This window comes from Barrientosiimonas endolithica (assembly GCF_030296655.1).
In the GTDB taxonomy this organism is placed as follows: domain Bacteria; phylum Actinomycetota; class Actinomycetes; order Actinomycetales; family Dermatophilaceae; genus Barrientosiimonas; species Barrientosiimonas humi.
The window spans coordinates 3062623-3089067 of the sequence record NZ_AP027735.1; the positions used below are offsets into that span (position 1 = coordinate 3062623).

Sequence of the window (26445 nt, forward strand, 5' to 3'; positions counted from 1 at the left end):
CGTCAGGCCTGCGGGTGGTGCCCGACGTCGGCGCGGCGCGCGATCGTGGCCTGCGCGCGGTGTACCGCGCCGACCGGCACCGTCGGGACGATGTCCTCCAGGAAGCCGTAGCGGCGCCGGACGGCCAGGTCGTACGACGTGCGCCCCTCTCCGTCGCGCACCCGGTGCCACCAGTCGGCGATGTCACCCCAGCCGGGCGCCGCGAGCGACCCGCCGAACTGCTGCACCGCGAGCCCGGCGCACAGCGCGGCGAACGCGACCCGGTCGGGCAGCCGCCACCCGGCGAGCGTCCCGGTCGCGAGCGCCGCCCCGAACACGTCGCCGCTGCCGGTGGCGTCGAGCGCCGACACCCGCAGCGACGGCACGCTGACCTCCTCGCCCGTGGCGGAATCGATCGCGAGCGCACCGTGCGGACCGTTGGTGACGACGGCGAGCGGCACCCGGTCGGCGAGGGCGTACAGCGCGTCCTGCGGGGTGTCGGTCCTGGTGTACGCCATCGCCTCGTCGGCGTTGGGCAGGAACGCGTAGCACAGCTCGAGCGGCTCGATCATCTCGCGCGACCACGCGCCGGTGGAGTCCCAGCCGAGGTCGGCGAAGATGAGCGACCCCTGGTCGCGCGCGCCGCGCAACCACTCGAGGCCGGCCGGGTCGCGCACCTCGGGACTGCCGAGGTCGGCGATCACCGCGCGGGCCGCGGGCGGCGGCGGCACCGGGTCGTCGGCGTAGCCCGGCGGGCGGTGGGCGTGGGTGACCATGCTGCGGTCGCCGGAGTAGGCGTACGACACGGTGAGCGGCGAGTGCCACTGGCCGTAGCGGCGCGAGCTGGCCAGCCGCACCCCCTCCTCGCCGAGCGTCTCCCAGCAGAAGTCGCCGTAGTAGTCCTCGGCGAACGCGGCGCTCAGCGCGGTGCGCAGGCCGAGTCGGCTGGTCGCGACCGCGAGGTTGGCGATGCCGCCGGGGCAGGAGCCCATGCCGCTGGCCATGACCTCGGTGCCGTCGGTCGGCCGGGAGTCGAGCCCGGTGAAGATGATGTCGAGGAAGACGGTGCCCCACAGGGCGACGTCGACCCGCTCATCGCCCGGGTCGCGGATCCCGCGCAGCGGGTCGTAGGCCGGCTCCTCCACCTGACGCTCCTTCGCTCGATGCTCCCCCATCCTCGCCTGCGAGACTGCGGAGGCAAAGTGGACGACATCGCGAGCGAGGGACCCATGCGGCTGACGATCCTCGGGGGCGGCGGATTCCGCACTCCCCTGGTCTATTCGGCGCTCCTGGACGACCAGCACGAGCAGCGCGTCACCGAGGTGGTGCTGCACGACACCTCCGCCGCGCGGCTGTCGGCGATCGAGGCCGTGCTGCGCCAGCAGCGTTCTGCCGCAGGCAGTTTCGGCCCGGCCGTACGCACGTCGACCGTCCTCGACGAGGCGCTCGCCGGGGCGGACTTCGTGTTCTGCGCGATGCGGGTGGGCGGGCTGCAGGGGCGCGTCGCCGACGAACGGGTCGCGCTGGACCGGGGCCTGCTCGGCCAGGAGACGATCGGGGCGGGCGGCATCTCCTACGGCCTGCGCACGGTGCCTGTGGCGGTCGAGGTGGCCGAGGCGGTGGCGCGGGTCGCGCCCGGCGCGTGGGTCATCAACTTCACGAACCCCGCCGGGATGGTCACCGAGGCGATGCAGGGCGTGCTCGGCGAGCGCGTCGTGGGCATCTGCGACTCCCCGCTCGGGCTGGCCCGCCGCGTCGCGCGTGCGCTGGACGTGCCGCTCGACGTGGGCACCCTCGACTACGCCGGGCTGAACCATCTCGGCTGGCTGCGCGGACCCGGGGCCGAGCAGCTGCTCGCCGACCCCGCGAGGCTCGAGTCCTTCGAGGAGGGAAGGCTTTTCGGCGCCGACTGGCTGCAGCAGCTGGGGGCGATCCCGAACGAGTACCTGCACTACTTCTACTTCACCCGCGACGCGGTGGCGGGCATCCTCGCCGAGCCCCAGACCCGGGGCGAGTTCCTCGTCGGGCAGCAGGACGACTTCTACGCCGACGTGGCCCGCGAACCCGGCGCGGCCCTGACCACGTGGCGCGCGGTGCGGGCGGCGCGCGACGCGACGTACATGAAGGAGTCGCGGGCCGAGGGCGAGGAGCGCGACGAGCAGGACGTCGCCGGCGGTGGCTACGAGGGGGTCGCCCTGGCGCTGATGGCGGCGATCGCCCGCGGCGAGCAGACCGCGCTGATCCTCAACGTCGGCAACGGATCCACGCTGCCCGGCCTGCCCGCGGAGGCCGTGGTCGAGGTGCCGTGCCGGGTCGGCGGCCAGGGCCCCGCGCCGCTGCCGGTGTCACCGCTGACCGGTCACGCGGCCGGCCTCGTGCAGCAGGTCAAGGAGGTCGAGCAGCGCACCATCCGGGCGGCGATCGAGGGCGACCCCGACCTCGCCCGCAGCGCGTTCGCGTTGCACCCGCTCGTTGACTCGGTGACGGTCGCGGGAGAGCTGCTGCAGGCGTACCGCGGGCGGATTCCTAGCCTTGACAGGGTTTTTCGTCGCTGACGATCACTGCCAAGGTCCACACTTCACTGGCCAGGTAGCGACGGCCCCGTCCCGTCGGAGGACCACGGCGCCCACAACCCCAGCCACGCCAGACCCAGCGCAAGGCCCACCAGAGGCACGGCCCAGCGAGCAGTCCTGTGGCTGCGCAGCACGGTGAACGAGAAGACCAGGCCGAGCACCAAACCGCCGAACGGAATCAGGAACCCTGCCACGACAACGGCCAGCGTGCATGCCAGCACGAGCCAGCGCGCACCTGCGGACCGGCGAGGGCGGGATGCTGCTTGCACCATCGCGTCGTCCCCCTTGTCGGTGCTTCGGAAGAACTACTTACTCCCCCACCTGCGTGAGGGACCGGGGTCAGCCGAAGCGCTGGCCGGTGAGGCGCTCGTAGACCTCGACGTACTTCGCGCGCGTGCGCTCGATGACCTCGTCGGGCAGGGCGGGGGCTCCTCGCCGGAGTCCTTGCTCCAACCGCTCGCGGGAGAGGTCAGCCAGTCGCGCACGAACTGCTTGTCGTAGGACGGCTGGGCGCGGCCCGGCTCCCACTCGTCGGCCGGCCAGAATCGGGACGAGTCGGGGGTCAGCACCTCGTCGGCCAGCACCAGCTCGCCGCCCGGGCGCACGCCGAACTCGACCTTGGTGTCGGCGATGATCACGCCGCGGTCGACGGCGATCTCGTTGCCACGGGCCAGGATTCGCCGGGTGAGGTCGTCGAGCTGGGCCGCGCGCTCGGCGCCCACCATGTCGACCACCGTCGAGAACGGGATCGGCTCGTCGTGCTCGCCCATCGGGGCCTTGGTGGAGGGGGTGAAGACGGGGTCCGCGAGACGTGAGCCGTCGACCAGTCCGTCCGGCAGACGTACGCCCGAGACCTCGCCCGTGCGCCGGTAGTCGGCCAGTCCGCTGCCGGTGAGGTAGGCGCGGGCGACGCACTCGACCGGCACCATGTCGAGCCGCTCGACCAGCACCGCGCGGCCCGCGACCTGCGGCGGGACGTCGGTCGAGACCACGTGGTGCGGCAGCAGGTCGGCCAGTCGCTCGAACCACCACAGGGACAGCTGCGTCAGCACCGCACCCTTGTCGGGGATCTCGCTGCGCAGCACGAAGTCGAACGCGGAGATGCGGTCGCTCGCGACGAGCAACAGCTGGTCGTCGCGCGGCTGGCCCGACGCGTCGAGCGGGGCGTAGAGGTCGCGCACCTTGCCGGAGTAGGCGTGCGCGAACCCGGGCAGCTCGGGGGCAGCGGTGGTGGGGTCGTTGCTCATCGGGAACCTTCCGGGGACGGCACGGCGACAGCGCCCCGCTCGGCGGCGAGACCGATGTCGGTGCGGTGGTGCGAGCCGGGCAGATCGACGAGATCGACTGCGGCGTAAGCGTTTTCGCGTGCCTCGGCCAGGTCGGAGCCGAGCGCGACGACCGACAGCACCCGGCCCCCGGCCGACTGCAGCGTGCCGTCGTCGCCGATCGCGGTGCCCGCGTGCAGCACGTAGGCGGCGTCGTCGTCGATCTGGTCGAGCCCGCTGATCGGGTCGCCGGTGCGCGGCTGCGCGGGATAGCCGTCGGAGGCGATCACCACGGTAACCGCCGTCTCGGGCCGCCACGCGAGAGGCTCCAGCTGGTCGAGGCGCTCGCGGGCCGCGGCCTGCAGCAGCGCGCCGAGCGGGGTGCGCAGGCGCGCCAGCACCACCTGGGTCTCGGGGTCGCCGAAGCGGGCGTTGAACTCCACGACCCGGGGGCCGCGCGAGGTCAGGGCGAGGCCGACGTACAGGACGCCGGAGAAGGGGTGCCGCGGCGGCGCATGACGTCGACGGTCGGCTGCGCGATGCGCTCGACGACCTCGTCGGTGAGCGACTCGGGAGCCCAAGTGAGCGGCGAATACGCCCCCATGCCACCGGTGTTGGGTCCCTGGTCGTCGTCGCCGACGCGCTTGAAGTCCTGTGCCTGGGCGAGCGGGAGCACGGTGGTGCCGTCGGTGACGCAGAAGATGGACACCTCGGGGCCGTCGAGGAACTCCTCGACCACCACGGGCGAGCCGCCGTCGATGCACGCGCGCCCGTGGGCCAGCGCGGCGTCGAGGTCGTCGGTCACGACGACGCCCTTGCCGGCAGCGAGCCCGTCCTCCTTGACGACGTACGGCGCCCCGGTCGCGTCGAGCGCGTCGCGCAGCTGGGTCTCGTCGTCGCAGACGTACGCCCGCGCGGTCGGCACGTCGGCCTCGGCCATGACCTCCTTGGCGAAGGCCTTGGAGCCCTCGAGCCGGGCGGCGTCGGCGGACGGCCCGAAGCAGTCGATGCCGCGAGCGCGCACGGCGTCGGCCACGCCCGCGACCAGCGGAACCTCGGGCCCGATCACGACCAGGTCGGCGCCGAGCTCCTCGGCCAGGTCGGCCACGCCGGCGCCGTCGGTCAGCCCGCCGGGCAGCGGACGGCAGTCGGCGACGAGCGCGATGCCCGGGTTGCCGGGGGCGGCGAAGACCGCCTCGACGTCGGGGTCGGCGAGCAGGGCGCGGACGAGGGCGTGCTCACGCGCGCCGGATCCCACGACGAGAGGCTTCACGCCCGTCAGGGTAGTGGCCGCCTCCCCACCCCGCCGCGACGGTCCACCGCCGAACCGTGCGCCCCACCGCACCCCCTCGCGGACCACCGCGACAGCGGGAGGCAAGCGAGGGAGCAACGGCGAGCCACGCGTACGTGGACCACCGCCGAACCGTGCGCCCCGCCGCACCCTCCGGCGGACCACCGCGACAGCGGGAGGCAAGCCACGGGAGCAACGGCGCGCCACGCGTACGCGGACCACCGCGCAACCGTGCGCCCCACCGCACCCCCTCGCGGACCACCGCGACAGCGGGAGGCAAGCGAGGGAGCAACGGCGAGCCACGCGTACGCGGACCACCGCCGAACCGTGCGCCCCACCGCACCCTCCGGCGGACCACCGCGACAGCGAGAGCGGTGAACAAGACCGGAAGCAACCGCCGGCGACGACCGGGCACCGAAGGCGGGGACTACGGCCGCCGTGCCGACGATGCCGGCGGGCCGGAGCTTGCGACGGGCCGGCGGAGGAGCAGACGCGGCCAAGGAAGACAGGAGACGCGGCAAAAAGAAAAGGCCGCGGGCCCTCCCGAGAGTCAGGGGGAGGGTCTCCCGGGAGGGCCCGCAGCGTGAGCATTGGGGTCAGCCACTAGGGGGGTCGGCGACTCGTCCAAGTGCTCGCATCAGCCCGTGGGCTGACAGGTTCAGTATTGCACCATCTCCCCTCGGGTGCCGCATTGTTCAATGTCGGAATAGGGTCAATGTCGGGACTCCGCCAAAGGAGGTCCTAGGACGAAGGGGAACCACACCATGAGCGCGACCGGGCAGGACCGCGAGCGAGCCGCGATGCAAGCGATCGGGAGGGGCGGTCTGGAGTCGCTGCTGGACCTGCTGAACCAGGACGTCATGACGACGGTCTACGTGCAGATGGTGCAGAACCCGCGGTTCCGGCCGGAGCAGCTCGACACGCACGGCGCCTCGCCGGAGGAGGTCGAGCTGTGCCTGCGCATCTTCGAGTCGCGCGGGCTGCTGCACCGGGTCGACGACGGCAGCTGGGTGACCAACGCCCCGGAGAACGCGCTGGCCGACCACGCCTCGCGGTTGGAGGAGCGGGCGCGCACCCTGCGGGCGGCGACGCCCGGCCTGTCGCGCATCTACTACGACGCGATGGCGCGCAGCCCGCGCAGCCTCGAGGCCGTGGGCGTCGAGCTGCTGGAGAGCCTGGAAGACGTCAACGCCGCGATGAGCGAGCTGTTCGCCGCGACCCGGCGCCAGGTCGTGTCGATGCGCACCCGCTCGCCGCGCGTGCTGATGATCATGAACCGCACTCCCGAGCGGATCGCCGAGCCGGTCTTCAACAGCCACGGCGAGACGCTGCGCCTGCGGGTCAGCTTCGACTCGGGGCTGCTGGAGGAGCCGGCGATGCCCGCCGCGGTGGCGGCGCGCACCCAGGCCGGCGACGAGATCCGGTTCGCCAACGCCATCCCGTTCACCGCGACGACCTCCGACAACGGGGTCACGGTGATGGACATCGACGACCCCAGCGGCACCTCGGTCGGGATGCGCATCACTCACCCCGGCGTGAGCGCGGCGATCAAGCGGGTCATCGACGACACGTGGGTGCGCGGGGTGCGCTGGACCGGCCGCGGCACCGTGACCCGGGCCGACGCCGAACCCCTCGACGACCGCGACCGCGACATCCTGGCGCTCATGCTGGGCGGCGTCGCCGACGCCACGATCGCCCGCCAGCTGGGCGTCTCCCAGCGCACCGTCGAGCGCCGCGTCCGCCGGCTGCTGGAGCTGCTCGGGGCCACCACCCGCTTCCAGGCCGGGGCGCAGGCGGTGAAGCGGGGGTGGATCTGAGCGGGCCAGGAGGTGTCCGGGAGACGTCCGGCCGGGGGCCGGCAGGTGGCTGCCCGGGCCCACCTCCGCCAGGGGGCGGACCCCGCAGCGGCGCGGACGTACGTCAGTAGACTGGTCGACTTGCAGCCGCTCGGCACCGCACCGCTCCAGCACGCCTCGTGGGGGACCTGACCACGTGACCGCACCCAACGCCAGCGCCACCGCGCCCGCCCCCGAGGTGGCCGAGGAGATCGAGCGCGAGCAGGCCCATGTCACCCGTGTGCACGAAGAGCTGGTCAAGGCCGGCGAGCGGGTCGCGCTGGTCGAGGCCGAGGGCCTCGCGCGGGGTCGCACCGACCGCACCGGCGAGGCCCGCGACGAGGAGCTGTCGGGTCTGTTCGAGCGCGACGCGCTGATGTTCAGCGCCGGTCGCCGGCGGGTGTCGCTGGAGCAGCAGTACGAAGGGCTCGTCTTCGGCCGGCTCGACCTCGACCACTCCGGCGAGGAGGGCAACGGGCCGCAGGACCAGCACGAGGTGCGCTACATCGGCCGCATCGGGGTGCGCGACGACGACTACGAGCCGCTGGTCATCGACTGGCGCGCCCCGGCCGCCTCCCCGTTCTACCGCGCGACCCCGGTCGAGCCGATGAACGTCGTGCGCCGCCGGGTGCTGCGAAGCCGCGACGCGCTGGTGCTCGGCATCGAGGACGACCTGATGGTCGCCGAGGCGCCCGAGGGGATGGTCGTCGTCGGTGACGGCGCTCTGATGGCGGCGCTCACCCGCAGCCGCGGCGCGCAGATGCGCGACATCGTCGCCACCATCCAGCGCCACCAGGACGAGGCGATCCGCGCCGACTCGCGCGGCATCACCGAGATCACCGGCGGCCCCGGCACCGGCAAGACGGTGGTCGCGCTGCACCGCGCGGCCTACCTGCTCTACAGCGACCGGCGGCGGTACGAGAGCGGCGGCATCCTCGTCGTCGGCCCCTCGTCGGCGTACACGGCCTACATCGAGCGGGTGCTGCCCTCGCTCGGCGAGGACACGGTCACCCTGCGTTCGCTCGGCGACGTCGTCGACGGCGTCACCGGTGAGCGGCTCGACTCTCCCGCGGCCGCCGCGATCAAGGGCTCGCTGCGCGTCCGACAGGTGCTCGCGCGGGCTGCTCGCGACACGCCCCCCGAGGCTCCGACGCGGCTGCGGGTCATGGTCGCCGGGCACGCGGTCAACCTGGATTCCGCTGCGCTGCAAGCGATTCGGCGACGCGTGCTGCGCAACCACAACCACAACTCGGCGGCCGAGTCGGCCACCGACGCACTCGCCGAGGCGGCCTGGCAGCAGGTGCGCAGCCACGTCGGCAGCATGGAGAAGCCCGAGTTCCTCGACCGGTTCCGCGACCATCTCGACGTCGAGACGTTCGTACGTCAGTGGTGGCGTCCGCTCGACCCGCGCGAGGTGCTGCTGTGGCTGGCCGACGAGGAGCGAGCCCGGGCGTACACCGCCGGCGTGCTGCCGCCCGAGGACGCCGCCGAGCTGCGGGCCTCGATGGACGAGGCGCTGCGCGCCGGCACCTGGAGCGTGGCCGACGCGGCGCTCGTCGACGACCTGTCGGCACGGCTGGGCCTGGTGCCCGAGCAGGTCAAGGAGAGCAGCTTCTACGACGTCGAGGAGCTGGACAACCTCAGCGACTACGGCGTGACCGAGGTCGAGGTCACCGGGTCGCGGCGGCAGCCCGGCGAGGTCACGGCCGAGCGCAGCCCGACCGAGGCGCGCGAGCGGCTGCTCACCGGGCGCATCGAGAGGCGCGCGGAGTTCTCCCACGTGCTCGTCGACGAGGCGCAGGACCTGTCTCCGATGCAGTGGCGGATGGTCGGCCGGCGCGGTCGCTACGCGTCGTGGACGGTCGTCGGCGACGCCGCGCAGTCGTCGTGGCCCGATGCCGAGGAGTCGCTGGCCGCGCGCGACGAGGCGTTCGGCAGCAAGAAGCGCCAGCGCTTCCACATGCAGACCAACTATCGGAACGCGCGCGAGATCTTCGACTACGCCGCCGAGGTCGTCCGCCGCGAGGTGCCCGACGCCGACATCCCCGACGCCGTGCGCGAGACCGGGCACACCCCGAGCGTGCGACGGGTGACGCGCGAGTCGATGGTCGACGCCGCGCTCGACGCCACCAAGGCGCTGCTCGACGAGGTCGAGGGGTCCGTCGCGATCGTCGCACCGGCCGCGTGGGCCGGTGAGCTCGCGCACCTCGGCGACCTCGCGCCCGGCCGCACCCTGGTCGTCGACCCGATGTCGACCAAGGGTCTGGAGTACGACGCGACCGTCATCGTCGACCCCGCCGAGATCGTGCGCGAGTCGCCCGGCGGCGTCCGCGTGCTGTACGTCGCGCTCACCCGAGCCGCCCACCGGATGACCGTCCTGGAGATGGCATGAGCGAGGACCTGCACGCCAGCCCCGAGACCGGGGCGAGCGGCGTCGACCCGCGGCTGACGGCGTACCGCCAGTCGATCGACAACATCGACGCCGCGCTGATCCACCTGCTCGCCGAGCGGTTCAAGATCACCCAGGCGGTGGGCGAGTACAAGGCCGCCCACGACCTGCCGCCCGCCGACCCCTCGCGCGAGGACCGGCAGATCGCGCGGCTGCGGGCGCTCGCGAGCGCCGCTCAGCTCGACCCGGAGTTCAGCGAGAAGTTCCTGCGGTTCGTGATCGACGAGGTCATCCACCACCACGAGCAGATTCGCGACGACGCCTGAGCGGGCGGGGGCGGCGAGGCGTGCGTACGCCATCGCGGTCCACCGCCGAACCGTGCGGCCCAGCGCACTCCTTGCCGGAGGACCGCCGGGGCGGAAGCGGGCGTCAGCGGGTGCGGGCGGGCGTCACGTCAGCGAGCGGGTGTCGTCGGGGTGGCGGACCGTGCGGCCCTGGCGGTCGAGCAGGGCGAGCAGCGGCAGGGCTACGCGGCGGCTGGTGCCGAGGTGGGCCCGGGCCTCGCTGGTGGTGAACGGCTGCGGCAGCTCGGCGAGCCGCTGCGCCGCCTCGTCGTCGGCCCCGGCGAGCAGCACGACCCCCGGCTCGAGCACGAGGAGGAGACCGGCCTTGTCGGCCGCTGCGATCGTACGTCGGTCGAGCCCGAGCTCGGGCAGTCGCCCGGCCGCGGGGGCGGCGAACGGGGCGTCGGCCAGCTCCGCCCGCAGCGCCTCGACCGCGCGCAGCACGGCCGGCGGCACCCCGGCGTCCGCGCGGACGATGCGCCCGTCGCGCACCTGCCACGGGTCGCGCACCAGCGGCGGGACCAGCTGCGCCGACGGCAGGCCGAGCGCCCGGGCAGCGCCCTCGAGCGTCAGCCCCGGCTCGACCGGACGGTCCCGCTCGTGCGCCTCGCACAGCCCGGTGAGCCGCGCGGCCTGAGCCGCGGCCCATTCGCGAGGAACCCACCAATCCCCTTGCTGCGTGGCAGTTTCCGCGCCCTCGGGCAGCGCCAGCCCCAGGCGCCGCAGGTCGTCCGCACGCATCGGGCCGTGCCACGCCAGCAGGTCCGAGGCCGTCGGCACCCCCACCCCGCTCAGCTGCTTGCCGCGCTGCGCGGCCGCCCCGCGACGCCGCAGCGGCGAGGGCGCCGGGTCGAGCACCTGCGCGCCCCACACCTCACGACGTCCGGGGTCGCGCAGCAGCACCCGGTCCCCCACGTGCCACGGCAGCGGGTGCGGCAGCCGGAGCCGCGCGTGCCGCTCCCCCAGCGGCCGCGCGTGCACCTCGAGGTGGGTCGCGCCGACGTGCAGCACCGGCCGTTCGGGCATCCGGTCGCCGGGACTGCTGAGCGCCACGTCGACCTCGGCCGAGAAGGTGAACGAGCCCGGGACGACGAGCACGTCGCCCCGGCGCAGACGTACGTCCCCGCCGGCGCGCACCGCCACGCGGGCCGTGCCAGTCACCTCGGTGCGGTCGGTCTCGAGCGACTGGAGACTGCGCACGCGGACGCGCCGCTCGCCCACCGCCAGCTCGTCGCCGACCCGGAGCGTGCCGGCGGGCAGGGTGCCGGTGACGACGGTGCCGGCGCCGCGGAGGCTGAACACGCGGTCGCACCAGAGCCGGGCGGGCGCGTCGGGGTCGGGCTCCGGCAGCTCGGCGCACATCGCGGCAAGCGCCTGCTGCAGCGCCGGAATGCCTTCTCGCGTCTGCGAGCTCACGGGCACGACCGCGGCGGACAGCCCGCGCGCGCCGAGCCTTCGATGCACCTCTTCGACCATCGGCGCGGGGTCGGCCAGGTCGCTGCGCGTGACGGCCACGACCCAGTGCCGCACGCCGAGCGCGTCGAGCGCCGCCACGTGCTCCTCGGCCTGCGGCATCCACGGGTCGTCGGCAGCCACCACCAGCAACACCGCAGGCACCGGGCCGACGCCGGCCAGCATCGTGGTGACGAACCGCTGGTGCCCCGGCACGTCGACGAAGGCGACCTCGCCCACCCCCGGCAGCGTCGTCCAGGCGTAGCCGAGCTCGATGGTCAGGCCCCGCTCGCGCTCCTCGTCGAGCCGATCGGGGTCCTGGCCGGTCAGCACCTCGACCAGGCTCGACTTGCCGTGGTCGACGTGGCCCGCGGTGGCGACGACGTGCACTAGACCGCACCCGTGCGAGACGTGCTGCCCTCGAGAACCGTTGCAGCAGAGAAGATCTCGTTGATCGACGCCAAGAGCTGGTCGTCGTCATCGGGCGCGACCGCGAGCAGGTCGACGAGCGTCTGACCGTCGACCACCCGCGCCACCACGGGCACTGTCGCCCCCCGCAGCGCCTCGGCGAACGCCGCGGGCAGCGCGAGCGCCACGCTCGGCACCGGCACCTCGGGCGCGCCGCCGCCGCCCACCGCACCGGTCGTCTCCACGACCCGAACCGTGCCCGCACCGCCCGCACCCGCATCACCGGCGTCACCGGCACCCGCGCCCAACCGGCCAGCCAGCGCCACCGCCCGCGACCGCAGCTGCTCCCGCGGGGTCGCGAGCGCCGCCAGCACCGGCGGCTCGGGGCCGCGCAGCGTGGCCTCGAGCGCGGCGAGGGTGAGCTTGTCGACGCGCATCGCGCGGGCCAGCGGGAAGCGACGCACCCGCTCGACCTGCTCCGCCCGGCCGAGCAGCAGACCCGCCTGCGGGCCGCCCAGCAGCTTGTCGCCGGAGGCGGTGACCAGCCCCGCGCCCGCCCGCAGCGTGCTCGCCGCGTCGGGCTCGTCGGGCAGCCGCGGGTGCGGCGCGAGCAGCCCCGACCCGATGTCGGCGACCAGCGGCACGGCCGCACCGTCGTGGCGCAGGCCGGCCAGCTCGCGCACGGGCACCGAGGAGGTGAAGCCGCGCACCACGAAGTTGGACGGGTGCACCTTCAGCACGAACGCGGTGCGCTCGTTCACCGCGGCGGTGTAGTCGGCGAGCCTCACCCGGTTGGTCGTCCCGACCTCGCGCAGCCGCGCGCCCGTCGACTCCAGCAGCTCGGGGATGCGGAAGCCGTCGCCGATCTCGACCAGCTCGCCGCGGGCGACGAGGATCTCGCGGCCGTCGCCCGCGAGGCAGGCGGCGGCCAGCGCGAGCGCCGCAGCGCCGTTGTTGACCACGTGCACGGCCTCCGCGTCGGGCACCCGCTCGGCGAGCGCCGCGAGCGCACCCGCGCCGCGCCGGCCTCGCCGGCCGGTCGCCAGGTCGAGCTCGACGTCGGTGGTGCCGGCGGCGTCGACGACCGCCTCGCGCGCGAGCGCCGACAGCGGCGCGCGCCCGAGGTTGGTGTGCACGACGACGCCGGTGGCGTTGATGACCGGACGCAACGACGAGGCGTACGTCGGCAGCGCCTCGAGCGCCGCCGGCACCACCTCGTCGGGCGACAGCTCGCCCGCGCGGCACCGGTCGAGCACGTCGCGCACCACCGCCCGCACTCCGTCGCGGCCGAGCCGTGCGGTGGCCGGCGCGAGGGCCGGGTCGGCCAGCACGGTGTCGGTGCGCGGGGTCGCGCGGCGGGGGTCGGTCACGGCGCTCCTGTCAGTGCGCTCCTGCGGTCGAGGTCGCCGCACCAGCGGCCCGGTGCGGGTGGCGGAGGCGGACGGGAATCGAACCCGCCTGACCGAGATGCTCGATCACCACGGTGTTGAAGACCGGGCCCGTCACCAGACGAGGAACGCCTCCACGCCGAACTCTACGACCCCGCGCGGCGCCCCGGCCGATCCATCCCCACGGGTGCCCGGGGAACCGTCGTGGGCGACCGCTCAGCGCACCTCGACCAGGGCGTCGGCCCGCGGCACCAGCTCGCCGACCACCGGATATCCCGGCACCTCGCCGACCACGAGCAGGCCGCCCGAGGTCTGGGCGTCGGCGAGCAGCACGAGCTCGTCCTCGCCCACGGCGGAGGTGAGGTGCGGGCGCACCCAGTCGAGGTTGCGGCGCGACCCGCCGGGGACGAACCCCTCGGCGAGCGCCTCGCGCGCGCCACCGACGTACGGCACCGCGGACGCGTCGACGACCGCGCTCACCCCCGAGGCGCGCACCAGCTTCAGCAGATGTCCGAGCAGCCCGAATCCCGTGATGTCCGTAGCGGTCTCGGCCCCCGCCGCGAGCGCTGCCCGCGACGCCGCCTGGTTGAGCGTGGTCATCACCTCGACCGCCTCGGGGAACACCTCGCCGGTGGCCTTGTGCCGGTTGTTGAGCACGCCGAGCCCGAGCGGCTTCGTGAGCGTGAGCGGCAGGCCGGCGCGCCCGGTGTCGTTGCGCAGCAGCCGCTGCGGGTCGGCGAGGCCGGTGACCGCGACGCCGTACTTCGGCTCGGGGTCGTCGATCGAGTGCCCGCCGGCCAGGTGCGCCCCGGCCTCCTCGAACGCAGCGGCTCCCCCGCGCAGCACCTCGGCCGCGAGCTCGAACGGCACCCGATCGCGCGGCCAGGCAAGCAGATTCACGCCGACCAGCGGCTCGCCGCCCATCGCCCAGACGTCGGACATCGCGTTGGTCGCGGCGATCCGGCCGAACGTGAACGGGTCGTCGACGACCGGCGTGAAGAAGTCGGCCGTCGCGATGACCGCCCGGCCGCCCTCGATGCGCACGGCGGCCGCGTCGTCACCGCTGTCGATGCCGACGAGCAGGTCGCCGCCGGCCCGCGAGGTCGGCAGGTCACCGAGCACCCGCTCCAGCTCCCCCGGCGGCACCTTGCACGCGCAGCGCCGCCGGCGGCCAGCTGGGTCAGACGTACGGCGTCGGTCGCGGTCATGCGACCCAGACTAGGCAGCGAGCAGCGCGCGCAGCCGCTCCGGCCCGATGGCCAGCAGCAGCGTGGGCAGCCGCGGGCCGGCGTCGCGCCCGATCAGCAGCTGGTAGAGCAGCCGGAAGAACTCCCGCTGCGCCTGGCCGAGCGCCGCGGCGGTCTCGGGGTCGGCCTTCCTGTCGGGGCGGAAGTCGGCGCTCTTGCCCTGCATCACCTTGGGCACGCCGTAGACCTGGTGGGTCAGCCCGTCGATGCTCCAGTCGGCGTCGATCGCGCCGAGTTCGGCCCCGTCGCCGTCGAGCAGCAGGTCGAGGCTGCGCCGCTCCTCGGCCGAAAGCCGTTGCAGCGCCTCACGATCCGGCTGCTCGCGCACGATGGTGCGGTCTTCGGCCGGCACCTGCTCGGCGACCCACTGGCTCGCGCGGTCGAGCCGCGGCCGCAGCACGTCGAGACCGGTCACCCGCTGCTCGGGGTCGAGCGCCGACAGGATGCGCAGCGTCTGGTCGTCGTCGCCGGTGGTGATGTCGACGACCGACGCGATGGTGCGGTACGCCAGCGGCACCGGCGTCTGGGGCAGCTCACCGGCGGCCGTCGTGCGGGCCCGCGCGAGCACCGCCACGTCACCGGCCTGCGCCTTGCCGGTGGCGACCTTGCGCGCCAGCCCGTCCCACTCGTCGTAGGTGCGCTGGATCTCCGCGTCGAGCGCGACGTCGAACGCCTGGTTCGGCCGCTTACGGGCGTACAGCCAGCGCAGCACCGACGGCTCGAGATAGCGCAGCGCCTGCGCGGGCGTGGGAACACCGCCCTTGGACGAGGACATCTTGGCCATGCCGCGGATGCCGACGAAGGCGTACATCGGGCCGAGGGGGCGATCCCACCCGAACAGCGGCGCCAGCTCCAGCCCGACCGCGAACGAGGACCCGGGCGACTGGTGGTCGACGCCGGACGGCTCGAACACGACCCGCTCGTAGGCCCAGCGCATCGGCCAGTCGACCTTCCAGACCAGCTTGCCGCGGCGGAAGTCGCGCAGCACGACCCGCTCGGTGTGGCCGCAGCGGCAGGTGTAGGTCAGCTCGGTGGTGGCGTCGTCGTAGTCGGTGACCGTGGTGAAGTCGGTGCCGCAGACGGTGCAGTAGGGCTTGTAGGGGTAGTAGTCGCCCGCCCCCGACCCGTCGTCCTCGCTCGCGGCGCCCGACCCCTCGGCGGCCTCGGCCGCGGCGAGCGCGTCGTCTTCGCTGAGCTCGCCCTGCTGCGGCTGCTCCTTCTGCTGGGCGGCACGCGCGAGCGTGCGGTACTGGTCGAGCACCTTGTCGATGTCGGTGCGGTGCCCCATCGCGAACAGGATCTGCTCGGTGTAGGCGCCGGCGAGATACATCTCGGTCTGGCTGATCCCGCGGTAGTCGACGCCGAGCTCGGCGAGCGCGCCCTCCAGCTCGGAGCGGTAGTGCGCCGCCCACGACTCGTGCGGCGAGCCGGCCGGCGGCGGGACGGAGGTCAGCGGCTTGCCGATGTGCTCGGCCCACGACTCGTCGACGCCCTCGACGTTCGGCACCTTGCGGAACCGGTCGAAGTCGTCCCAGCTGATGATGTGCTCGGCCTCGATGCCGCGGCGGCGGATCTCGTCGCGCACCAGGTGCGGCACCATCACCTCGCGCAGGTTGCCGAGGTGGATGGGGCCGGAGGGCGAGATGCCCGAGGCGCACACGACGGGGGTCTCCCGCCGCTTCGCCTCGGCCACGACCTCGTCGGCGAGGCGGGACACCCAGTCGTCAAGCTGCTCGGTCACGAGCGCCGATTCTACGGGCCCGGCGAGGGCGTACGTCATCGCGCGCCGCGCGCCCCACGGTCACCCGTGGGACGCGCGGCAAAGACCCGCGAGGGTCGGGTCACACGACGTAGCTGCGGGCCTGGGCCACCTCGACGAGCGACCCGGTGGGCAGCGCGCCGAACAGCTTCTCCAGCTTCACCTCGATCATCGTGACGGTGAGGCCGGTGCTGGTGCGCACGACCTTGTGCAGGGTCACCGTGGCGACCCCGGGGATGCGCACGACGGTGTTGGGGGCGACCGCGCCGTTGATGACCGGCACCCCGGCCACCCGCAGGTTGGCGACCGTCGAGCCGTCGGTGCTCACCGGGGTGGCACCCGGCGCCGACCGCGTGGTCGTCGCGCTGGCCGTCACCGCGTCGGCGGTGATGAGCCCGCCGAGCAGCGACAGGTCGGTCACCTTGGTCACGACGCTGCTGCGCAGCGAGCTGCCGACGGTGCCGTTGGTGTCGGTGCGGGTGACGCCGGCCGTGAGCACGCCCGGCTGCGACAGCGAGGCCGCCGAGGCGCTCGCCGTCCCGCCCAGGCACGGCACGGTCATGTACGACAGCGGCCCGTTCTTCACGGTGCCGTCGGCGAGCGTGCTGCGCGCCGCGAAGCCGGCGCCGCCCAGCTGGCCGGCGGGCGAGGCCTTCGCCGCCACCCCCGCGTGGCCGACGATGATCCGCGTGCCGATCGGCAGGCCCAGCGGGTTGCTGGTCGTGATGTAGACCGACAGCACGCGGGTCGTGGCGCCGCCCGCCCAGGCGCTGGCCTGCCGCGACTGCTCGTTGACCACGACCTTGCCGATGACCGTGCTGCCCGACCTCAGCGCGAGCGTGGTGTTGGGCGCCGGGTTGGCCGCGACGGCCACGCCGCTCACCCGCAGGCTCGCGAGCGAGACCGACTGGCGGTTGGTCGTGACGCCGGTCGAGCTGATCGTGGTGGCGGCGGTCGACCTCAGCGTCGACCCGGTGATCAGCCCGCCGAGCAGGTTCACGCTGGCCGTCGTGCTGTCGGCCTGCGCGGTCTTGGCGGTGGTCGTCTGCGACGAGCGCACCGAGGTGCTGACGGCACCGACCTGCCCGACGACCGGGACGGTGACGGTGGCCGCCGAGTTGGTGCGGGTGAGCGGCGTCGCGCGGGTGCAGCCGAGCGTCGAGTACGACGTCGGCCCGGAACGGACCGACGCCAGGTTGGACAGCACATAGCTGCCGTAACCGGTGCCGCTCGCGATGACGTCGGTCAGCTTGGGGGTGACGGCCGCGGCGCGTGCGGCGCCGAGGGTGGACGGGGCGAAGAACGCCAGCACCGCGATGAGGACGAGCGTCCAGGGTGTGCGTCTCATGGTGGACTCCAGAGGGGGTGAGAACCACTGCGCCAGGCGCATCGCTGCGACTGTGCGCAGGCGGGTCAGCTAGGCCCGTGGCCGCAGCGTAGAGCCGGCGAGACCCTCCGGCGGCTTCGCCGGACGAATTCTTGGCGCGGTCGCGCGGCCGCGGCCGGCCGGCGTCACCGGAGGGTACGTCCGCCCTCCCGCGGGCTGGGCGACTCACCCGTCGAGCAGCGCGAGACCCACCAGCGACAGCAGCCCGCCCACGGCGAGCAGCGCGAGCAGCAGGCCCCGCCACGGGCGTACCCGCCCGGTCTGCGCTGCCCGCAGCAGCGGCACCGGCGCGACCAGCACGAGCAACGCACCCACGACCAGCAAGACGGCCCCCATCCCCCGCGACCCCTCCGCCACGTTCTCCCCCGGACGGCGCACGCTAACCCGCGGCGGGCGGTCGTGAACGCTGTTCGCCGACCTCGTTCAGCACCTCCCTGCGGGTGAAAGAATCAGCGGGTCAGCAGCAGCCAGAGGCCGAGCCCGAGCAGGGCGACCCCGCCCACCGCGAACACCGCCCCGCCCCAGAAGATCGCCCCCACCGCCACCGTCGGGGCGTAGGTGCGCGAGCGGCGCGGGTCGGTCGGGTCGACCTCGATCTCGATCGGGTCGCCCGCGGCCAGCGACTGGTTGGTCGCCAGGGCGTCGCGGCCCTCGTGCTCGACCCCGGCCGCGTCGCGGTAGCGATAGGTCACCGTGGGGAGCCGCTTGGCCCGGCCGGGCCGCTCGGGGTCCTCCTCCTGGGCCAGCGCCAGCACCAGCCCGGTGACGCGCGGCCACCGCTCGCGGGCGCGGTAGGGCGCCGTGCGGCGCGCCGCGGCCGTCCCCATCCCGGCCCACCCCAGGCCGAAGAGGATCAGCAGCACGGCGACGACGGTCATACGCCGAGCAGCATCCAGCCGATGCCGGCCAGCCCGAGCCCCAGCACGAGCAGGAACAGCAGCATGACGACGCCGCAGCCGTAGGACACGGCGCTCGGCCGGCCGAACTGGCTGCGCGACGGGTCGTCGGGGTCGACGAAGATCTGCACCGGCCGGCCCGGCTCGACGATGTCGTCGTCGTCGATCTGGGTCTCCTCGGTGAAGCGCCGACCGCTCGCGTCGGCCCAGGCGTACGTCATGAGCCGGACGGTGTGGCTCGAGGACCCGCCGTCGGTGCCGGACGTGCTGCGCCGCTCCTGGCGCACGCCCTCCACCAGCGCCTGCGCCGGCTGCCAGGTGGCGGCGCGGCGGCTGCGCCGCAGGTCGCGCACGAGGGTGTGCGGCGCGAGCACGACGAAGATCAGACCGACCACGAGGAAGGCCACGCCGACGACTGTCACGGGGTGCCTCCCCGGTCAGCGCGGGTCGTCGGAGCCGAGCAGGTCGTGCCGCACGATGACCTCGTCACGGCCCGGCCCGACGCCGATCACCGAGACGCGTGCGCCGATCTGCTCCTCGACGAACTCGACGTATCGGCGGGCGTTCTCGGGCAGCTCGTCGTAGCTGCGGCACTCGGAGATGTCCTCCCACCAGCCGTCGAGCTCCTCGTAGATCGGCTGCGCGTGGTGGAAGTCGCTCTGGTTGACCGGCATCTCGTCGTGCCGGACCCCGTCGACGTCGTACGCCACGCACACCGGCACCTTCTCGAGGCCGCCGAGGATGTCGAGCTTGGTGAGCACGAAGTCGGTGGTGCCGTTGATCCGCGTGGCGTAGCGGCCGACGACGGTGTCGAGCCAGCCCGTACGTCGGGGTCGCCCGGTCGTCACGCCGTACTCGCCGCCGGTCTTGCGCAGGAACTCGCCCAGGTCGTCGTGCAGCTCGGTCGGGAACGGACCCTCGCCGACGCGGGTGGAGTAGGCCTTGAGGATCGCGATGACCCGGTCGATGCGGGTGGGCGGCACGCCCGAGCCGGTGCACGCGCCGCCGGAGGTGGCGCTGGAGGAGGTGACGTAGGGGTAGGTGCCGTGGTCGACGTCGAGCAGCGTCGCCTGGCCGGCCTCGAACAGCACGACCTTGTCGGCGTCCAGCGCCTCGCCGAGCTCCAGCGAGGTGTCGGCGACCATCGGGCGCAGCCGCTCGGCATAGCCGCGCAGCTCGGCGACGATCTCGTCGGCGGCGATGGCGCGGCGGTTGTACATCTTGACCAGCATCTGGTTCTTGACGTCGAGCGCGGCCTCGACCTTCTGCCGCAGGATCGACTCGTCGTAGAGGTCCTGCACGCGGATGCCGACGCGGTTCATCTTGTCGGCGTAGGCCGGGCCGATGCCGCGCCCGGTGGTGCCGATCTTGCGCTTGCCGAGGAAGCGCTCGGTCACCTTGTCCATCGTCGTGTGGTAGCTGGTGATCACGTGCGCGCTGGCGCTGACCCGCAGCCGGGAGGTGTCGACGCCGCGCGCCTCGAGACCGTCGAGCTCCTCGAACAGCACGCCGATGTCGACCACCACGCCGTTGCCGATGACCGGCACGACGTCGGGGCTGAGGATGCCGCTGGGCAGCAGGTGCAGGGCGTACTTCTCGCCGTCGACCACCACGGTGTGACCGGCGTTGTTGCCGCCGTTGAACTTCACGACGTAGTCGACGCGGTCACCGAGCAGGTCGGTCGCCTTGCCCTTGCCCTCGTCGCCCCACTGGGCGCCCACGAGCACGATCGCTGGCATTCGGTTGTCCTTAGGTCTCCGGTCGGTGGCCGTGCTGCATCCTCTCAGACCGGGGAAGCAGGGCCACCGTCACGGCGCTCGGCGAGGCGCAGCGCGAGCTGGAACCGGGTGGAGACCTGGTGGTCGTCCATGAGCGAGGCGACGCGCCGGCGCACGGTCCGCAGCGAGATGCCGAGCAGCCGCGCGATGGCCTCGTCCTTGAGTCCCTGGCGCATCAGCTCGACGAGCTGCTGGTCGGCGCCGGAGACCGGCTGCACCGGCGCGGCGGCGCCCCACAGCCGGTCGAAGAGCTCGACGAACGCGCTGACCACCATCGGGTCGCGCAGCACGACGTGGTCGCCGCCGGAGCGACCCCACTCGGTGCTCGCGAGCGCCACCTCGCCGCCGAAGCAGACGAACGCCGACGGCAGCGTCGCGGTGAGTCGCTGCTGCTCGCCGAGGCGCGCCCAGGCGTCGACCACCGCGGCCTGCTCGGGCAGCACGTCGGTGCGGTAGAGCGCGCGCTGCTCGCGCCCCGCCTCGAGCAGCTGGCGCACGGCGGGCAGCTCGTCGGGGCCGGGGCCGACCTGCTCGTGGGCGATGCGGATCGGGCCGTCGGTGCTCGCGGCCAGGTGCTCGTGCACCGAGGTGAGCGCGTCGTCGTCGACCCGTTCGCGCGCGGGGGCGTGCAGGTCGCCGGTGGACTGCCCGACCCGGTGGTCGGCGGCGAACTGGTCGATGGCGTCACGCAGCCGGGCCAGGTCCTGCCGCCGGGTCGCGAGCTTGGCCTCCTCGGCGCTCAGCACCCGCTCGAGCGAGGCGCGCGGGTGGTCGGCCTGCAGCTCGCCGAGGTCGTTGCTGCGCACGAGCCGCCGGGCGCGCAGCTGCTCCAGCGCCCGCTCGGCCTCGTAGTCGGCGAAGCCGAGCCGGCTGGCGTACGTCGTCAGCGGCAGCCCCGGCGCGCGCAGCACCTGGCGGTAGAGCGCCTCACTCTCGGGCCCGATCCCGAGCACCTGCAAGCGTCCGGACACGGGGCCCAGGGTAGGCGCCGAAGGAGGGGGCTGGCGCGTCAGTCGATGCCGAGCTCGCGGGCGGCGGTCGCCGACGACGAGCGCAGGAAGTCGGCGCAGCGCTGCTGCTCGTCGGTCTCGCCGATCTCGCCGGCGGCCTTCGACAGCACGGCGAGCGCGCGCAGGAAGCCGCGGTTGGGCTCGTGCTCCCACGGCACCGGACCCTGGCCCTTCCAGCCGGCGCGGCGGAGCGCGTCGAGCCCGCGGTGGTAGCCGGTGCGGGCGAAGGCGTACGCCTCGATGGTGAGTCCGTCGGCGAGCGCGTCCTCGGCGAGCTGCGCCCAGGCGAGCGAGGAGGTGGGCGCGGCGGCGGCGACGGAGCGCGGGTCGCGACCCTCGGCGAGCGCGGCGGCGGCCGGGTCCTCGGGCAGCTCGGTGGGCGGGATCCCCAGCAGGTTCTGGTCCATGGGCCCATCCTCCCCCGCCCCGCCCGCACCCTCGCGCCCGGGCCGGGCGGCCCGATCTTCGGCGAACCCGTTGACAGCCGACCGGCGCGGCGGTTCACTACCTAACACGATTTACGTGATGGGGCTCACCCGCATGGCCCCGTCCCCGAACTCCTCGGAGCGGACATGTCCGAACTCACCCGCCGCACGATGCTCGGCGTCACCGGAGCCGGCACCCTCGCCGCGCTCACCGCCGGCTGGCCACGGCTCACCGGCAGCGACATCCCCGGCCGCGGCGACGACGAGCTGCGCGTCGCGATGCTCGGCACCGCGCAGGACGCCGAGGCCCGCACCGGTCTCGTCCAGGCCTTCCGGCGCCGTCACCCCGACATCCCGGTGAGCGTGCAGGCGATCCAGGGCGCCGACTGGAGCGACTTCTTCGCCAAGATCCTCACGCTGGTCGCCGCCGGCACCCCGCCCGACGTCGTGGTCGTCGCGACCGAGGGCACCCAGCTGTTCGCCGACCGGCTGGCCGAGCCGCTGGACCGCTACGTCCAGCGCGACGCGGCCGAGATGGCCGACTACTTCTCCGACGTGCACCCCTCGCTCATCGAGGCGTTCATGTACGACGGCCACCTGTTCCAGCTGCCGGTCGACTTCAACGCGGCGAACATGTACCTCAACGTCGCCGCCATGCGTCGCGCCGGGCTGGAGCGGCCGCCGGACGACTGGACCCACGAGGACTTCCTGCGGATGCTGCGCGCGATGCGCGCCCGCGGGGGCCGCGGCTTCGTGCCGTACTACTGGACCAACCGGCTGTGGGGCGGGGTCGTGCCGTGGCTGTACGCCAACGGCACCAGCTTCCTCACCGAGGAGAAGGCGCCGGGCGGCGACTGGCTGTGGTCCCGCTTCTACGCCGGCTCCCCCGGCGTCGCGCAGCGCTCCGGCGGCTACCTGTGGCGCGGGTCGAACGCCCTCGACCCCAAGGTCGCCGAGGTCTACGAGTTCCTGCGCCGGGTCGTCGCCGAGGGCTTGGGGTCGAGCCCGGCCCAGGGCGGCGGCAACCAGCTGGTCGGCCAGTTCGCTTCTGGCGGAGTGGGATTCACGCCTGCCGGCGGATTCTGGGTGGAGGGTCTCGCCGAGGCCAAGATGCCCGGCAGCGCCTACGACGTGCAGTTCTTCCCGCGCTGGCGCACCCAGCGCCACCAGTTCGGCGCCGCCGGCTACGCGATGATGAAGACCTCCCAGCGCAAGGACCAGGCGTGGGAGTGGATCAAGTTCTGCGCCTCCCGCGAAGGCATGCGCCTGGCCTTCCCGGTGCCCAACACCACGCCCGTACGCCGGTCGATGGTCGACGAGGCGCTCTACCGCGGCAAGGGGCCGGCCCACTGGCAGGTCTTCTACGACACCCTCGACCGCTTCCCCACCACCGGACCGATCCCGGCGCCGCCGCAGCAGGCCGCCGTCGAGACCGCGCTCATCAAGCACACGGTCGGCGCGGTCACCGGCTCGGCCCGCAACGTCGAGCCGACCCTGCGCCGGCTCGACGCCGACCTCGAGCGCGCCCTGAGGAGCACCCCGTGACCACCATCGCCCCGCCCCCGCCCACCGAGGACGTCGTCGCGGCCGAGACCTCGGCCGGCGCCCCGACCGACGACCGCACCCGCCGGCAGACGCGGTGGCTCACCGCGCTCTTCCTCGCGCCCACGGTCATCGGCCTGACCCTGTTCACCCTGGTCCCGATCGTCGCGTCGCTGCTGCTGGCGTTCTTCCGCTGGGACATCATCAGCGACCCCGAGTTCGTCGGCCTCGACAACTTCACCTCGCTCGCCTCCGACCCCACGCTGCGCATCGCCTTCGGCAACACGCTGCTGTTCGTCGTGGTCGCCGTCGCGCTGCAGCTGGCCGTCGCGCTGGTGCTCGCCGTGGCGGTGATGTCGCGGATGCCGGGCTGGCTGCGCTCGGTCTTCCGGTCGGCCTTCTTCTTCCCGCTGATCCTGTCGGCCTCGTCGGTCTCGATCGTCATGGCCTACCTGTTCAACCAGGACTTCGGACTCGTCAACCGCACCCTGAACAGCCTGGGCATCGCGTCGGTGCCGTGGCTGACCTCCGACTGGGCCGCCCCGATCGTCGTGGTCCTGGTCTACGTCTGGCAGAACTTCGGCTTCTCGTTCCTGCTGTTCCTCGGCGGCCTCGCGGCCATCCCGCGCGACGTCTACGAGGCGGCCGCGATCGACGGCGCGACCGGCTGGCGGCAGTTCCGCCAGATCACCCTGCCGCTGCTGTCGCCGACGATGCTCGTCGCGTCGGTCATGGCGATCATCGCGGCGCTGCAGATCTTCGACCAGCCGTACGTCCTCACCCGCGGCGGTCCCGGCGACTCCACCCGCACCGTCGTGATGGTGATCTACGAGAACGCCTTCCAGCAGCTGCAGTTCGGCCGCGCCAGCGCCATCGGCGTCGTGCTGACCGTGCTGATCATGGCGGTCACCGCGCTGCAGTTCCGCCTCTCCCGCCGATTCGTCTTCTACTCCTGAGAGGCACCGCGATGACCACCGCCGCGACCGCCCGCCTGCGGGCCGTCCCCAAGCTCGCCTTCCTGCTCGTCGCCCTGGCCCTCACCCTCGGCCCGGTCGTCTGGACCGTGCTCACCTCGCTGCGCCCGCCCGACCAGGCCCTCGGCAGCAGCTTCAGCCTCTCCGGTCTGAGCCTGGACTCCTACCGCGCCGTCTTCGAGCAGATCGACATGTGGCTGCTCATCCTCAACAGCGTGCTGGTCACCGGCCTCATCGCGCTGGGCCAGATGGTCAGCGCCGGCCTCGCGGGGTACGTCTTCGCGCGGATGCCCTTCCGCGGTCGCGGGGCGCTGTTCTCGGTCATCCTCGCGACGATGATGGTGCCGATGCAGGTCACGATCGTGCCGGTCTTCATGCTGATCCGCGGGATGAACCTGTCCGACACCCTGCTCGCGCTGATCCTGCCGGCGCTGCCGACGGCGTTCGGCACCTTCCTCATGCGCCAGCACTTCATGACGCTGCCGCACGAGCTCGGCGAGGCGGCAGCGATCGACGGCGCGTCGCCGTGGCGCACGTTCCGCTCGATCTACGCCCCGCTCGCCGCGCCCGGGCTCGCGATCGTCGGGATCCTGGCGTTCAACTTCCACTGGAACGAGTTCTTCCGGCCGCTGATCATGACCGTGAGCGAGGAGAACTTCACCCTGCCGCTCGGGCTGGTCTCGCTGCAGGGCAACAAGGGCACCGGGTCGGTCGCGACCGTGCTCGCCGGCGTCGTGCTGTCGATGATCCCCGCCCTGCTCGTCTTCGTCTTCGGGCAGCGGTCGCTGCGCGAGGGCCTCACCACCGGCAGCAACCGGTGACCGACCGCGCCACCGCACCGCACCCCTTTCCGAGAGGACCCCGCACACCGTGCCCCGAAACCCCTTGCCAGCACTGCACATCCGCCCCGACCACGGCTGGCTGAACGACCCGAACGGAATGGTGCACCACGGCGGCCGGTGGCACGTGTTCTTCCAGCACAACCCGCAGCGGCCGGTGCACGAGCGCATCGCGTGGGGGCACGTCAGCTCCGCCGACCTCGTCGGCTGGGACCCGCACCCGGTGGCGTTCGCGCCCGAACCGGGAGGGCCGGACCGGGCCGGGTGCTGGAGCGGGGTGTTCCTGCCGTGGCTCGATCGGCCCGCGATGGCGTACAGCGGGGTGGTCGACGACACGCACGCCAGCACGGTCGTCGTGCGCGAGGCGCTCGACGACGACCTCGACACCTGGGCCCCGCCGTACGTCGTCGCCACCACTCCCCCGACGTCACCCAGATGCGTGACCCGTTCTGCTTCGAGCGGGCGGGGCGACGGTTCGCGCTGCTGGGTGCGCGCGTCGGCCGCGCGACCCCGCGGTGCTGCTGTTCAGCTGCGACGACCCGCGTGACTGGCACTACGAAGGCGTCTGGCTGACCGGCGAGAACCCTGTGGCCGCAACGCTTCCCGAGTCCGACTTCTGGGAGTGCCCGCAGCTGGTCGAGCTCGGCGGACGGTCGGTGCTGGTGCTGTCGCTGCAGCTCGAGGGGCGGCTGTCCACCGTCGGCCTCCTCGTCGGCGACCTGACCGACGCCGCGAACGGCGACGGGCTGCCGCGGTTCGAGCCGGCCGTCGCCGGGCTGCTCGACGAGGGTCCGAGCTGCTACGCGCCGCAGGTCGCGCTCGACCCGGACGGCCCGTGGCTGCACGGCTGGGTGCTCGACGTCGGCCGGCCCGACGCCCCGGCGCCCGCGGTGAGCGGCTGCCTCACGCTGCCGCGGCGGCTGCACCTGGTGGGCGACGCGGTGGTGAGCCGGGTCGACGACCGGCTCCGGGCATACGTCGGTGGGCAGCCGAGCACCCCCGTCACCGGCGCGCAGCTCGCGGCCGGGGTCGACCTGCCGCTCGTGGCGCGGGTGACCGGCGCGGGCACCGAACCGACCGCTGCGCTGACCCTGCGCGGCGCCGAGGGCGACGTCGAGATCCATGTGGGCGCAACGGGATTCGAGGTCTGGGTCGACGCCGACGTGGTGGAGGTCTATCGCGAGACGCTGCCCCCGGTGACGGTCCGGCAGCCGGGCACCGCCGGCTGGCGGCTCCGCGCCACGGGCATCACCGGCGCCGGCGCAACGATCACCGAGGTGGTCCCACCGACTCCCGCTGCACCAGCGGCGACTCCAGGAGCAGCCGGCGCGGCCCGGGGTCGCTGATCCCCTCGACGGCGTCGAGCAGCCGGTCCATCGCGACCTCGCCCATCGCGCGGTGCGGCAGCGCCATCGTGGTGAGGCCGGGCACGAAGTTGGCGGCCAGCTCCTCCTGGTCGTCGAAGCCCATGACCGACAGGTCGCCGGGCACGTCGAGCCCGAGCCGGGTGGCGGCCAGCACCGCCCCGGCCGCGACGCGGTCGTTGACGCAGAACAGCGCGGTCGGGGGTCCTCGCCCTGCAGGACGCGCATCGTCGCCGCATATCCCGCGTCGATGGTCCAGCCGTCGTCGAGGTGCTCGATCACCTTGGGCTGCAACGACTC

General features: G+C 73.6%; 21 protein-coding genes, 1 tRNA gene and 4 pseudogenes. 9 read left to right on the forward strand and 17 right to left on the reverse strand.

Features of this window, described 5'->3' with window-relative positions; all coding sequences use genetic code 11:
- Positions 1-2: 2 nt before the first annotated feature.
- The gene (locus tag QUE40_RS15540; protein ID WP_289231517.1) at positions 3-1124 is read right to left on the reverse strand and encodes a carbohydrate kinase family protein; all 1122 of its coding nucleotides are present in this window, start codon (positions 1122-1124) and stop codon (positions 3-5) included.
- Between the two features lie 84 nt (positions 1125-1208).
- Between QUE40_RS15540 and QUE40_RS15545 the strand changes: the two genes are divergently transcribed.
- A complete protein-coding gene (locus QUE40_RS15545) occupies positions 1209-2534 on the forward strand; it encodes a family 4 glycosyl hydrolase (protein ID WP_289231518.1) in 1326 nt (441 codons plus the stop codon).
- Positions 2535-2557: 23 nt separating this feature from the next.
- On the opposite strand, the gene QUE40_RS15550 is transcribed toward QUE40_RS15545, so the two are convergent.
- From QUE40_RS15550 to purD, 3 genes and pseudogenes are all read right to left on the reverse strand, one after another.
- Positions 2558-2773: a hypothetical protein gene (locus tag QUE40_RS15550; protein ID WP_289231519.1), complete on the reverse strand. Its 216-nt coding sequence runs from the start codon at positions 2771-2773 to the stop codon at positions 2558-2560.
- Between the two features lie 118 nt (positions 2774-2891).
- Positions 2892-3799, reverse strand: a pseudogene (locus QUE40_RS15555) (phosphoribosylaminoimidazolesuccinocarboxamide synthase).
- Positions 3796-5090: pseudogene (purD, locus tag QUE40_RS15560) on the reverse strand (phosphoribosylamine--glycine ligase). Before purD ends, QUE40_RS15555 begins: the two co-directional pseudogenes overlap by 4 nt.
- Before the next feature lie 782 nt (positions 5091-5872).
- Between purD and QUE40_RS15565 the strand changes: the two are divergent.
- The 3 genes from QUE40_RS15565 (at position 5873) to QUE40_RS15575 (ending at position 9658) form a co-directional block, all read left to right on the forward strand.
- Positions 5873-6925, forward strand: a complete 1053-nt coding sequence (locus QUE40_RS15565; RefSeq protein ID WP_289231520.1) for a helix-turn-helix transcriptional regulator — start codon at positions 5873-5875, stop codon at positions 6923-6925.
- 175 nt (positions 6926-7100) lie between these two features.
- Positions 7101-9335 carry a HelD family protein gene (locus QUE40_RS15570; RefSeq protein WP_289231521.1) on the forward strand — a complete coding sequence of 745 codons (2235 nt, stop codon included), beginning with the start codon at positions 7101-7103 and terminating at the stop codon, positions 9333-9335.
- Positions 9332-9658 carry a chorismate mutase gene (locus tag QUE40_RS15575; RefSeq protein ID WP_289231522.1) on the forward strand — a complete coding sequence of 109 codons (327 nt, stop codon included), beginning with the start codon at positions 9332-9334 and terminating at the stop codon, positions 9656-9658. Before QUE40_RS15570 ends, QUE40_RS15575 begins: the two co-directional genes overlap by 4 nt.
- A gap of 123 nt (positions 9659-9781) precedes the next feature.
- Here the strand turns inward: QUE40_RS15575 and QUE40_RS15580 are convergent, their stop codons facing one another.
- The 12 genes and pseudogenes from QUE40_RS15580 to QUE40_RS15635 form a co-directional block, all read right to left on the reverse strand.
- Entirely contained in the window at positions 9782-11518 is a 1737-nt protein-coding gene (locus QUE40_RS15580; RefSeq protein ID WP_289231523.1) for a selenocysteine-specific translation elongation factor, read from the reverse strand.
- A complete protein-coding gene (gene selA, locus QUE40_RS15585; protein WP_289231524.1) occupies positions 11518-12906 on the reverse strand; it encodes an L-seryl-tRNA(Sec) selenium transferase in 1389 nt (462 codons plus the stop codon). Before selA ends, QUE40_RS15580 begins: the two co-directional genes overlap by 1 nt.
- Before the next feature lie 59 nt (positions 12907-12965).
- Positions 12966-13060 (reverse strand) — tRNA-Sec (locus tag QUE40_RS15590).
- A gap of 80 nt (positions 13061-13140) precedes the next feature.
- A pseudogene (gene selD / locus QUE40_RS15595) lies at positions 13141-14132 on the reverse strand (selenide, water dikinase SelD).
- 10 nt (positions 14133-14142) lie between these two features.
- Positions 14143-15912 carry a lysine--tRNA ligase gene (locus QUE40_RS15600; protein WP_289231525.1) on the reverse strand — a complete coding sequence of 590 codons (1770 nt, stop codon included), beginning with the start codon at positions 15910-15912 and terminating at the stop codon, positions 14143-14145.
- 100 nt (positions 15913-16012) lie between these two features.
- A complete protein-coding gene (locus QUE40_RS15605) occupies positions 16013-17278 on the reverse strand; it encodes a choice-of-anchor P family protein (protein ID WP_289231526.1) in 1266 nt (421 codons plus the stop codon).
- 204 nt (positions 17279-17482) lie between these two features.
- Complete coding sequence (locus QUE40_RS15610) at positions 17483-17653, reverse strand: hypothetical protein (RefSeq protein ID WP_170206883.1); 171 nt, start codon at positions 17651-17653, stop codon at positions 17483-17485.
- Positions 17654-17766: 113 nt separating this feature from the next.
- A complete protein-coding gene (locus QUE40_RS15615; RefSeq protein ID WP_289231527.1) occupies positions 17767-18195 on the reverse strand; it encodes a DUF3592 domain-containing protein in 429 nt (142 codons plus the stop codon).
- Positions 18192-18635: a DUF3592 domain-containing protein gene (locus QUE40_RS15620; protein ID WP_289231528.1), complete on the reverse strand. Its 444-nt coding sequence runs from the start codon at positions 18633-18635 to the stop codon at positions 18192-18194. Before QUE40_RS15620 ends, QUE40_RS15615 begins: the two co-directional genes overlap by 4 nt.
- A 15-nt stretch (positions 18636-18650) precedes the next feature.
- Entirely contained in the window at positions 18651-19952 is a 1302-nt protein-coding gene (locus QUE40_RS15625) for an adenylosuccinate synthase (RefSeq protein WP_142006798.1), read from the reverse strand.
- 44 nt (positions 19953-19996) lie between these two features.
- Positions 19997-20962: a helix-turn-helix domain-containing protein gene (locus QUE40_RS15630; RefSeq protein WP_142006800.1), complete on the reverse strand. Its 966-nt coding sequence runs from the start codon at positions 20960-20962 to the stop codon at positions 19997-19999.
- 38 nt (positions 20963-21000) lie between these two features.
- Positions 21001-21408: a DUF3151 domain-containing protein gene (locus QUE40_RS15635; protein WP_289231529.1), complete on the reverse strand. Its 408-nt coding sequence runs from the start codon at positions 21406-21408 to the stop codon at positions 21001-21003.
- A gap of 165 nt (positions 21409-21573) precedes the next feature.
- Between QUE40_RS15635 and QUE40_RS15640 the strand changes: the two genes are divergently transcribed.
- From QUE40_RS15640 to QUE40_RS15660, 5 genes are all read left to right on the forward strand, one after another.
- Positions 21574-22971: an ABC transporter substrate-binding protein gene (locus tag QUE40_RS15640; RefSeq protein WP_142006804.1), complete on the forward strand. Its 1398-nt coding sequence runs from the start codon at positions 21574-21576 to the stop codon at positions 22969-22971.
- On the forward strand, positions 22968-23924 hold the full coding sequence (locus QUE40_RS15645; RefSeq protein ID WP_211344606.1) for a carbohydrate ABC transporter permease: 957 nt from the start codon (positions 22968-22970) through the stop codon (positions 23922-23924). The genes QUE40_RS15640 and QUE40_RS15645 overlap by 4 nt, the downstream gene beginning before the upstream one ends.
- A gap of 11 nt (positions 23925-23935) precedes the next feature.
- Positions 23936-24763: a carbohydrate ABC transporter permease gene (locus QUE40_RS15650; protein WP_142006806.1), complete on the forward strand. Its 828-nt coding sequence runs from the start codon at positions 23936-23938 to the stop codon at positions 24761-24763.
- A gap of 64 nt (positions 24764-24827) precedes the next feature.
- On the forward strand, positions 24828-25328 hold the full coding sequence (locus tag QUE40_RS15655; protein ID WP_289231530.1) for a glycoside hydrolase family 32 protein: 501 nt from the start codon (positions 24828-24830) through the stop codon (positions 25326-25328).
- Complete coding sequence (locus QUE40_RS15660; protein ID WP_289231531.1) at positions 25297-26127, forward strand: glycoside hydrolase family protein; 831 nt, start codon at positions 25297-25299, stop codon at positions 26125-26127. Before QUE40_RS15655 ends, QUE40_RS15660 begins: the two co-directional genes overlap by 32 nt.
- Here QUE40_RS15660 and QUE40_RS15665 read toward each other — a convergent pair.
- A pseudogene (locus QUE40_RS15665) lies at positions 26051-26419 on the reverse strand (substrate-binding domain-containing protein); the annotation flags it as partial. The gene QUE40_RS15660 and the pseudogene QUE40_RS15665 overlap by 77 nt on opposite strands.
- Between the last annotated feature and the right edge of the window lie 26 nt (positions 26420-26445).

What these genes read in the sequence shown, in the direction of transcription:
- QUE40_RS15615 (WP_289231527.1), bottom strand. Translation starts at nt 18,195, where the DNA reads ATGACCGTCGTCGCCGTGCTGCTGATCCTCTTCGGCCTGGGGTGGGCC.
- QUE40_RS15650 (WP_142006806.1), top strand. Translation starts at nt 23,936, where the DNA reads ATGACCACCGCCGCGACCGCCCGCCTGCGGGCCGTCCCCAAGCTCGCC.
- QUE40_RS15565 (WP_289231520.1), top strand. Translation starts at nt 5,873, where the DNA reads ATGAGCGCGACCGGGCAGGACCGCGAGCGAGCCGCGATGCAAGCGATC.
- QUE40_RS15625 (WP_142006798.1), bottom strand. Translation starts at nt 19,952, where the DNA reads ATGCCAGCGATCGTGCTCGTGGGCGCCCAGTGGGGCGACGAGGGCAAG.
- QUE40_RS15545 (WP_289231518.1), top strand. Translation starts at nt 1,209, where the DNA reads ATGCGGCTGACGATCCTCGGGGGCGGCGGATTCCGCACTCCCCTGGTC.
- QUE40_RS15575 (WP_289231522.1), top strand. Translation starts at nt 9,332, where the DNA reads ATGAGCGAGGACCTGCACGCCAGCCCCGAGACCGGGGCGAGCGGCGTC.
- QUE40_RS15635 (WP_289231529.1), bottom strand. Translation starts at nt 21,408, where the DNA reads ATGGACCAGAACCTGCTGGGGATCCCGCCCACCGAGCTGCCCGAGGAC.
- QUE40_RS15605 (WP_289231526.1), bottom strand. Translation starts at nt 17,278, where the DNA reads ATGAGACGCACACCCTGGACGCTCGTCCTCATCGCGGTGCTGGCGTTC.
- QUE40_RS15610 (WP_170206883.1), bottom strand. Translation starts at nt 17,653, where the DNA reads ATGGGGGCCGTCTTGCTGGTCGTGGGTGCGTTGCTCGTGCTGGTCGCG.
- QUE40_RS15640 (WP_142006804.1), top strand. Translation starts at nt 21,574, where the DNA reads ATGTCCGAACTCACCCGCCGCACGATGCTCGGCGTCACCGGAGCCGGC.